General features: G+C 66.9%; 8 protein-coding genes. 1 reads left to right on the forward strand and 7 read right to left on the reverse strand.

The features are described from left to right. Positions 1-735 (forward strand): regulatory protein RecX (locus tag QM019_RS12065; RefSeq protein ID WP_282853202.1); only part of this gene is annotated, 735 nt, incomplete at its 5' end. Here QM019_RS12065 and QM019_RS12070 read toward each other — a convergent pair. From QM019_RS12070 to QM019_RS12100, 7 genes are all read right to left on the reverse strand, one after another. Then, positions 723-2,429 carry an ABC-F family ATP-binding cassette domain-containing protein gene (locus QM019_RS12070; RefSeq protein ID WP_282853203.1) on the reverse strand — a complete coding sequence of 569 codons (1,707 nt, stop codon included), beginning with the start codon at positions 2,427-2,429 and terminating at the stop codon, positions 723-725. The two genes, QM019_RS12065 and QM019_RS12070, sit on opposite strands and share 13 nt — an antisense overlap. 350 nt (positions 2,430-2,779) lie before the next feature. Beyond that, positions 2,780-4,585, reverse strand: a complete 1,806-nt coding sequence (locus tag QM019_RS12075) for an oleate hydratase (protein WP_282853206.1) — start codon at positions 4,583-4,585, stop codon at positions 2,780-2,782. 114 nt (positions 4,586-4,699) lie between these two features. Next, complete coding sequence (locus QM019_RS12080; protein ID WP_282853204.1) at positions 4,700-5,323, reverse strand: TetR/AcrR family transcriptional regulator; 624 nt, start codon at positions 5,321-5,323, stop codon at positions 4,700-4,702. Positions 5,324-5,489: 166 nt separating this feature from the next. Next, complete coding sequence (locus QM019_RS12085) at positions 5,490-5,642, reverse strand: hypothetical protein (protein WP_282853208.1); 153 nt, start codon at positions 5,640-5,642, stop codon at positions 5,490-5,492. 152 nt (positions 5,643-5,794) lie between these two features. Beyond that, positions 5,795-6,937, reverse strand: coding sequence for a tyramine oxidase subunit B (locus QM019_RS12090; RefSeq protein WP_282827511.1), 1,143 nt, complete (start codon positions 6,935-6,937; stop codon positions 5,795-5,797). Positions 6,938-6,977: 40 nt separating this feature from the next. Further along, positions 6,978-7,319, reverse strand: a complete 342-nt coding sequence (locus QM019_RS12095; protein WP_282853205.1) for a P-II family nitrogen regulator — start codon at positions 7,317-7,319, stop codon at positions 6,978-6,980. A 39-nt stretch (positions 7,320-7,358) separates the two neighbouring features. Next, entirely contained in the window at positions 7,359-8,639 is a 1,281-nt protein-coding gene (locus tag QM019_RS12100; RefSeq protein ID WP_125107233.1) for an ammonium transporter, read from the reverse strand. Between the last annotated feature and the right edge of the window lie 227 nt (positions 8,640-8,866).

Consider the following 8,866-nt stretch of genomic DNA (forward strand, 5'->3'; position numbering starts at 1 on the left):
ACGTGGGCGCCCCAGCCGTCGGCGCCCCGGCTCTCGGACACGGCGCGGCCGGCGACCCGCGCCGTGGGGCCGAGCTTCGGCCCCACGAGCGGCGAGCCGCGAGCGGGCGCCGACACCGACGGTCGGCGCGGCGCTGCGACCAGCACCCCCGGCGGTGCCTGGGCGCGCGGCCGCGGTGGCAAGCACGTGCTCTTCAACGAGGCTGACGCCGACGACCCCGCCGAGACCACCCCGCCGCTCACGGGCGAGGACGCGATCGAAGACGGCGTGCAGCGGCTCACCCGCGTGCTCGCGCGCAGTCCGAAATCGGCGCAGGAGTGCGACGCGCACCTGCAGGTGAACACCGATCTCGATGAGGCTCAGCGCGGCGAGGTGCTCGACCGACTGCGCGGCTACGGCTATCTCGACGACGAACGCCTCGCCGAGCAGCTCGTCACCGGCAAACTCGCCCGCAAGGGGCTCGGGCGTGCAGGCATGGCGCGCGAGCTCCGCCAGCGCGGGCTCGACAGCGACATCATCGACGACGCACTCGAGTCCACCGACGCAAGCGAGTTCGACCTCGCGCTCGAGCTCGCCACGAAGCGTGCGCGCAGCTTGAGCGACCTCGACCCCGAGGTCGCTCGCCGTCGACTCTATGGCTACCTTGGCCGCCGCGGCTTCTCGGGTTCGATCGTCAGCCAGGTCGTGCACCTCGCGCTTCAGCCGCCGACGTCGTCGGGCCCCTACTTCAAGTAGCGCGCTGCGCTCGCCGCCTCGTTGCCAGTAGTGTCACGTGGCTGAGGCGGGGCGAGCTCGAGCCGACCGTGCTGCCACCGCTCGCGCAGCCAGCGATCGTGCGAGGCGATCACGACGGCACCCGGGTACTCGTCGAGCGCGGACTCGAGCTGCGACACGAGTTCGATCGCAAGGTGGTTCGTTGGCTCATCGAGCAGCAGCAGCGCCGGCGGCTCCGCCACGAGCGGCGCGAGGGCCACCCGTCGGCGCTGTCCGTATGAGAGCTTGCCGAGCGGCCGCCCCGAGGCTGCCGCATCCAACAGCCCGAGGTCCTCGAGCGACGGCGCCCGCCCAGGTCGCCGCAGGGCACGCCGATACGCTTCCGCCGCTGAAATCGAGAGGTCGGGCCACTCGTCGTCCTGCCGCAGCATCCGGATGCTCCGGCCGCGCTGCGCTTCGCCTGAACTCGTCGGCACCGTGCCGGCGAGCACCCCAAGCAGCGTCGACTTGCCCGCGCCGTTCGGCCCGGTGACGAGCAGGCGGCTGCCTGCCTCGATCTCGAGCGAGATCGGCGCGAGGCGACCTCGCACGCCCGCCTCGGTGAGCTGCGCGAGCATCCCCTCGCCCGTGACGCTGCCGCGTGCGAAGCCCGCAAAGCTCAGCGGCCGCGGCGGCACCGGCACCGGTGCTCGATCGAGGGCGTCGAGCCGGGCCCGCGCCTGTCGGAGCCGACCGCCGACGGTCTTGGCGGCGCGATCCGACTCGAACTTCGCGTTGATCCGAGAATCGCCGCGCGGCCGGTCGGTGTGGAAGATCTCGCGCGCGTCGACGTCGATAACGTAGGCCAGCCGGGCGCGCTCGGCCCGTTCCTCCTCGTACTCTCGGGTCCAGCGCACGATGTCGCGGCGCCGGGTCGCGAGGTAATCGCTGAGGTTGCCACCGAAGCGGCGGCCGCGCACCATGCCGTGGCGGATGCCCTCCTCGGCCGGGGTCGGGTCGAGGTCGATGATTACGGTTGCGACCTCGTCGAGAAAGCTGCGGTCGTGCGAGGCGAACAACACCGGGCCGCGCCGGGAACGCAGCTGCGTCGCGAGAAACGCGAGCGCCTCCGCGTCGAGGTGGTTCGTTGGCTCGTCGAGGAGCAGCGCCGTCGGTTGCTCGAGCAGGAGCGCCGCGACCGAGAGACGGTGCCGCTGCCCGCCAGAAAGCTCAGAGATGGGCCGACCGCGGTCGAGCGCGCCGAGTTGCAAGCCTGCGAGCACGGTCTCAATGCGGGCGTCGAGCTCCCAGAGGCCGAGCTGCTCGGCCGCATCCAGCAGCCGCGAGTACTCGTCGGCCGCGGCCGAACTGCCGTCGGCAAGCGCCAGACCCGCGGTTTCGAGCTGGCCCTCGAGCCGGCGGATGGGCGCAACGGCGGTCGCGACGACGGCGTCGATCGTCGTATCGCCGGGCAGCTCCATCTCCTGCCGGAGGAAGCCGAGCTCGGCGGGGGCCGTCACGTCACCGTCGGCCAACTCGAGTTCGCCCGCGAGCGCTGAGAGCAGCGTCGACTTGCCGGCGCCGTTCGCCCCGATGAGGCCCGCCCGCTCGCCGGGGCTAACCCGAAGATCGAAACGGTCGAGCACGCGCCGCTCGCCACGGAGCATCGTGAGCTCGCGCGCCTGCAGGTGGGCGCCCTTGTGGCGCGGCGAATGAAGAGTCGTTGAGTGGGTCAATTGCCTGTGCCTTCCGCGCCGTGATCGCGCGTACGTCGGCGCGATGCGCCAATCGAGAAGGTTCGCCGGGCCTGCCCGAACAGGACGCCGCACACGAACCGAGACACTAGGAAATCTTCATAATCGGCAACCTTAGGGCAGCCGAACGCTGAACACAATGCCGCCGTCCCGCGGTGCGGTCGGGACGGCGGCAGTGGTCGCACGGTACATCGTCGGACGCGAGGAGCTGGACGCGATCCAGGACGGCTTCAATGTCGGCACAATCGGGGGACTGACCAGCGAGCATCACCTCGTGTCAGAGACCGGCACGGGATGATGCTCGCTGGGTGTTATGAGTCCGTGTTTCCGAGTCAGGAGATGGCGTCGTCGGTACGGGGTCGTGACGTCGTGCGGTCGAGTTCTGGGACGAGCCCGAAGTCGGTGAGGAGTTGTCCGATCTGAGTGTGGTCGAGGTGTTTGATGATGCGGTTGCCGACGAACTTCGGGCCGGGCAGCTCCACTTCCTCGCCGTCGCGGAGGCGCGAGGTGGCCTTAAGCAGGAACCTGAGATCGTACGTTGAATTGAACACCTCCGGCACGCCGCGATCAATGCCCAGCAGCTGGTATGCGGCCTCCATCCCAGTACGCACCGAGTACTCGGTGGTGAAGATCGTGTCGCGCGTGGTTTCGGCGAACTGGCCGATGAACGCGAAGTTCACTGCGCCCTCAGGCACCACGTCGGGGCGATCGCCGCTGGTGCGTGGCATGAAGAATGAGGTGACATAGGGCATCATGACGGGCACGGTCTTCGCCCCGTTTGCTGCGAGATCCGGGATTTCCTCGACGGGTACGCCGAGGTGATAGAGCCATTCTTGGGTGATCTCCTCGCCCGTCGATTCCTGCATTGTCTTGCCGGTGAAGTCGCCGGGCACGTCGACGAACAGGCCGTAGATCCAGACGACGATCTCATCGGGTGCTTGCGCCTTGAAGTGGGGTTGGCGGTTGACTGTCCAGCTGAGCAACCAGGACGAGTCTTTCGCGGTAACGATGCCACCGGTGACGACGTTGCCCGAGAACGGGTCGCGCTTGGCGATCTTCTCGATATACCTCGGGATCTCAGGCCCGATGGTGGTGACGGTCGCTGACTCCCATTTGGTCTTCGGGATGTCGCTGGCGAACACCTCGGGTCGGCCGAACGAGGGGTGCTTGGCCGCGATGCGTCGCCACAGGTCCCACGCCGGCGCGGGACCTTCGTCGAGCCTGGCGGCAGAGTGGTGCGTTCCGTCGTTGGAGTTCTCTGTGAGCGAACCGATCGTGGCGAGCACCAGGTCGTCGGGGCCGAGGTCGACGCCGCCCGGCACGCCGTCATTCGTCCAGTGGATCCGGGTGGCCTGCTTGCGGTCGCCGTCGAAAGAGAAGTCGATGTCTGTGACTTCGGTGGAGAACTGGAACCTCACGCCTTGATCCACGAGCCACCGGTACATGGGTAGCACGAGCGATTCGTACTGGTTGTACTTCGTGAACTTCAGCGCCGAAAGGTCGGGGAGTCCGCCGATGTGGTGCACGAAGCGGTGCAGGTAGAGCTTCAACTCGAGTGCGGAGTGCCAGTTCTCGAACGCGAACATGGTCCGCCAGTAGAGCCAGAAGTTGCTGCTCAGGAAATCTTCACCGAAGACCTCGTCAATGCGCTTGCCTTCCATCTCCTCACGCGTGGCGAGGAAGACCTTGACCATCTCCTTCTGAGCTTGCTCGCTCAGGCCGAATTCGTTGTTGGTGGCGAACTCCTCGCCCTGCCGGTGAGTAACCCGGTTGAGTGAATAGTTCGGGTCGTCCTTGTTGAGCCAGTAGAACTCGTCGAGGACGGATCCGTCGACCTCGAGTGACGGGATGGTGCGGAACAGATCCCACAGGCACTCCATGTGGTCCTCCATCTCGCGTCCGCCGCGGATGACGAAGCCTTTCTCTGGCTTCTTGATACCGTCCAGCGCGCCGCCGGGCAGGTCGAGGCGCTCGAGGATGGTGATCTTCTCTCCGGGGAGTTGCCCGTCCCGGATCATGAACACCGCCGATGCCATCGAGGTGAGCCCGGCGCCGACGAACCACGCGGTCTTGTTCTCGACACCCTTGGGCTTGCGGGGGCGAGCGAAGGCTTCGTAATTTCCGCTGCTGTAATACATCTGTTGTGCACGTCCTCTCGTGAAATGTTTTGCTGCTGGACTGGGGTGAGTTGTAGGTGTGCAAGCGCATGCCGGTGGCGACACCGAGCTTGCCGTGGTCGAGGTATTCGCTCGTCAGTCAGGCTGCGAGTGTCTGGGCCTCCTCTCTGTCGCCGGGGTGTGGTGCAGCACGCCGGTCACGATCTGTGTGACCTGACGTCTGCGGTCGTCGATCGCGGCAGCCGGGGGGATCTCTGAGGCCGTCATGCGAGCGATCGCGAGATGGGCGACGGCGAACAGCGAGGATGCCGCGGCCTGCGTCTCGTCGTCGCTGAGGTGCGGTGCAGCGCGGCGCAGGGTGTCAGAAAGCGACGCTTCGAGCGCGAAGATCAATTCCATGCCTTCTGCCCGGAACTTGGCGTCGTGTGGGCCGAAGAGTAGCTCCCGCTGATAGGCAGCACTCTTCTCCGCCGCCCGCGCGGCGCCTTCAGCCATCGACGACCGGAGTGCCTCGTTGTAGACCATGAGCATCAACTCGCTCCCGGTCGCCGCGTAGCGGAATAGGGTGCCGGCCCCGACCCCAGCCGCTGCCGACACCTCCTGTGTTGTCGCCGCCGAGAACCCCCGCGCACGCAGAAGGTCAGACACGACGCGAAAGATCCGCTCTCGCTTGAGGCGCATGTTCTGCTCACGACGGGACTCGATTTCCCCGCCGCCTGCACGATGTCCGTGTCCTGACAGCTGTTGCGTGAAGCTCACAAGACTGAGCGTACTCAGTTTTCTGAAGGGCGCATGGGAGAAGCGCACGCCCGTGATCGGCGACGGGCCTCGCGTCCTGGATTGTTCGTCTGCTCCAGGTAAGGCGCGGGCGGTTCGTGGATGTTTCTGATGGTCTCGATACCGGTGAGGGGCTAGGGCTTTCGTGTCACGCGCTGCCACGACGGCCATACAAGACCATCGCCGACATCCAATACGCCACCGCCAGCTGGGTCGACTGGTAGATCTCCTGAAAGCTCCACGGCACGCCCGGAATGGTCGACCCGAACGAGTTCGAGGTGGCCTCCTGCGCGGCGCGCACCAGAGAGCTCCAACCCGCACAGGGGCGGCAAAGAAGCTGGGCCGGTTCACGTCGTCATCATCGGCAACCGCCGGCCACGCTCGCGCTGAACACAATGCCGCCGTCCCGAGGTGCGGTCGGGACGGCGGCAGTGGTCGCGCGGGGCTGTGGGGTTACGCGAGGTGCGGCGCATCCCACAGGTTGAGCTTGGTGCCGAGACCCTGCTTGAGGGCGTTCTCGTACACCGTCTTGCCCCACGCGACGTCTTCGACGCCCATGCCGCCGACGCTAAACAGCACCGGCTGCTCGGGGAATTCGCGGCCCTCGGCGGTGCCCTCGAGCACGTCACCGATGTTGACGACGCGGGCCTCGTCGAGCTCGCCGAGTTCGATCAGGTCTTGCCAGTAGAGCCCGATCATGCCGAACGCGGTCTCGTGTGAGGGAGCCGGATACTCCTCAGCCCACGCCTCGTAGATCGCCTTCGCGTCAGCCACGAGGCGGGCCTTGCCGCTGAGCGTGTAATCCTTGTCCATCTTCAGGTTCGCCGGCAAGCTAAGGAACGCGCCGGGCTTGATCCAGTCGCCGTTGATGTACGGGTAGTTCTCCGAGCCGACGAGGCCGGTGACCGCGACGCTGACGATGTCCGACTCGCGCACGGCCTCCTCGGCAGTGTCGACGACCTCGATGGTCGTGAACTGGGGGAAGTTCTCGCGCACGAAGTCGGCGAAGCGCTCCGAGGTGACGCGCCGGCGGCCCTGGATGCGCACGGTGGTGAGGCTCGGGCGCACCTTGACGAAGGTGTCGAGCGCCGACTTGTTCATCGCGCCGGGACCGATGAGGCCGATTGACTCGGCATTCTCCGGGGCGAGCTTGCGCGCGGCGGCGCCCGGCACGGCAGCGGTGCGGTAGGCGCTCTCGAGGTTCCCCGACATGATCGCGAACGGCGCGCCCGTCGTCGGGTCGTTGAGCACGATGAGGTGGATCGAGCGAGGCAGGCCCTGCTCGCGGTTGTCGATGTTCGAGCCGTACCACTTCACGCCGGCGACGTCGAAGCGGCCGCCGAGGTACGCATCCATGGCCATGAAGCGACGGTCGGCCGCGTCGGTCGGCATCTCGGGGAACGGCGAGCTTTCGGGGAACGTGATCATCGCGCCGTGCGAGTTGGCTGTGTTGCCAGCCATGCGGTACGCGCCCTTCGCGACGAGCACGAGCACCTCCTCCATCACGTCGATGCAGGCGTTGATGTCGGTGACGCCGGCGGCGATCATGTCGGGTTCGTTGAGGTAGAGCATGTCGATGCGGGTGGACGAGGTCATCGGGGAAATCTCCTAGCGAGGCGGTGAGGGATGTTGCTGGTTAGTTGATGGCGTCGTCGCCGGTCTGGCCGGTGCGCACGCGCACGACCGAGACCACGTCGACGACCCAGATCTTGCCGTCGCCGATCTCGCCGGTACGGGCGGCGTCGGCGATGGTCTCGACGACGGCGTCGACGGTCTCGTCGGTGACGACGATCTCGAGGCGCACCTTGTCGACGAAGTCGACGGTGTAGGTCTGGCCGCGGAAGAACTCGGTTTTGCCCGCTTGCGTGCCGCGGCCGCGGGCATCGGTGACGGTGATGCCCTTGACGCCGTGTTCGGCGAGGGCGAGCTTGACGGGCACGAGCACGCTCGGCTGCAGGATTGCGGTGATGAGTTTCACGGGAGTGTCCTTTGCTGGAAGCGGTGGGGGCGGGGCGGCTTAGCGCTCGTCGGTGCCGACGTAGGCGGTTTCGGCGTGGATGGGCTGGTCGAGGCCCGAGATCTCGGTCGCCTCGGGCACGCGCAGGCCCATGGTGCGCTTGAGCACGATCGCGATGACGTACGAGATGACGAAGGTGTAAATCGCGACTGAGACCATGCCGATGAGCTGAGAGCCGAGGAACGACCAGCTGCCGCCGTAGAGGATGCCGACGAACTCGGTGTTCGCGCCGCCGCCGGCGGCCGGGTCGGCGAGGAAGGCGAGCAGGGCGCTGCCCACGAGGCCGGGCACGAGGTGCACGCCGACGGCATCGAGCGCGTCGTCGTAGCCGAAGCGGGCCTTGAGGCCGACGGCCCAGTACGCCACCGCGGCGCCGACGCCGCCGACGACGAGCGCGCCGATGGGCGAGAGGATGTCGGCACCCGGCGTGACCGCGACGAGGCCGCCGAGCAGACCGGTCACGGCGCCGGCCGTCGTGGTGGCGCCGCGGTGGCTGCGTTCGATGATGAGCCAGACGAGCAGACCGGCGCAGAGCGCGGCGAGCGAGTTGAGGATTGCCAGGGCGGCGAACTCGTTCATCGCACCGGTCGAGCCGGCGTTGAAGCCCATCCAGCCGAACGCGAGCAGCCACGCGCCGAGCACGATGAAGGGCACGTTGCCCGGGCGGCCGGGGGTCGGGAAGCCCTTGCGGCGGCCGAGCACGATCGAGAGGGCGAGCGCGGCGGCGCCGGCGTTTGTATGCACCGCAATGCCGCCGGCGAAGTCGTGCACGCCGAGGTTGTTGACGATCCAGCCACCGATGTGGCTGCCGTCCTCCGAACTGAACGAGAACACCCAGTGCGCGACGGGGAAGTAGCCGAGGGTGACCCAGAGGCCCGCGAAGAGCAGCCAGGCGCCGAACTTCATGCGGCCCTCGATCGCGCCGGCGACGATCGCGGTGGCGAGGCCGGCGAACATGAGGTGGAACGCGGCGGTCGCGACGGCCGAGGCAACACCCTCGTCGGGCGTGCCCGAGAGAATCGACTGGATGCCGAGGGCCTCGCTGACGTCGCCGATGATGCCGAGGCCGCCGACCGAGTTGCCGAGGATCAAGCTGTAGCCGAACACCACGAACAGCACCGCACCGACGGCGAAGCCGCCGAGCACGATCATGATGCTGTTGAGCACGTTCTTCGTACGGCTCATGCCGCCGTAATAGAGCGCGAGGCCCGGCACCATGAGCACCATGAACACGCAGGTCACGAGAACCCACATGGTGTTGATCGCTGACGTTGTCTCCATGACAATTCCGCCTTTGCTTTGCGTGAATACTTGAAGATAGTTTGCGTGCAGCGACAAGTCGGAACCAAATCAAAACGGTAACGTAATGGTAACGATTACTGGCTCTTCGCAGTTGAGGGTGTAGTCGAGGGGCGCCGGCTGGTTCGCGGATAGACGTCGAGGTCTTCCAGGATGGAAGTTCTCACACTCACCGTCCGCCGGAAGACCTCGACTTGCACCACCCTACG

It is taken from the genome of Gulosibacter sediminis, from assembly GCF_030011715.1.
GTDB lineage: Bacteria > Actinomycetota > Actinomycetes > Actinomycetales > Microbacteriaceae > Gulosibacter > Gulosibacter sediminis.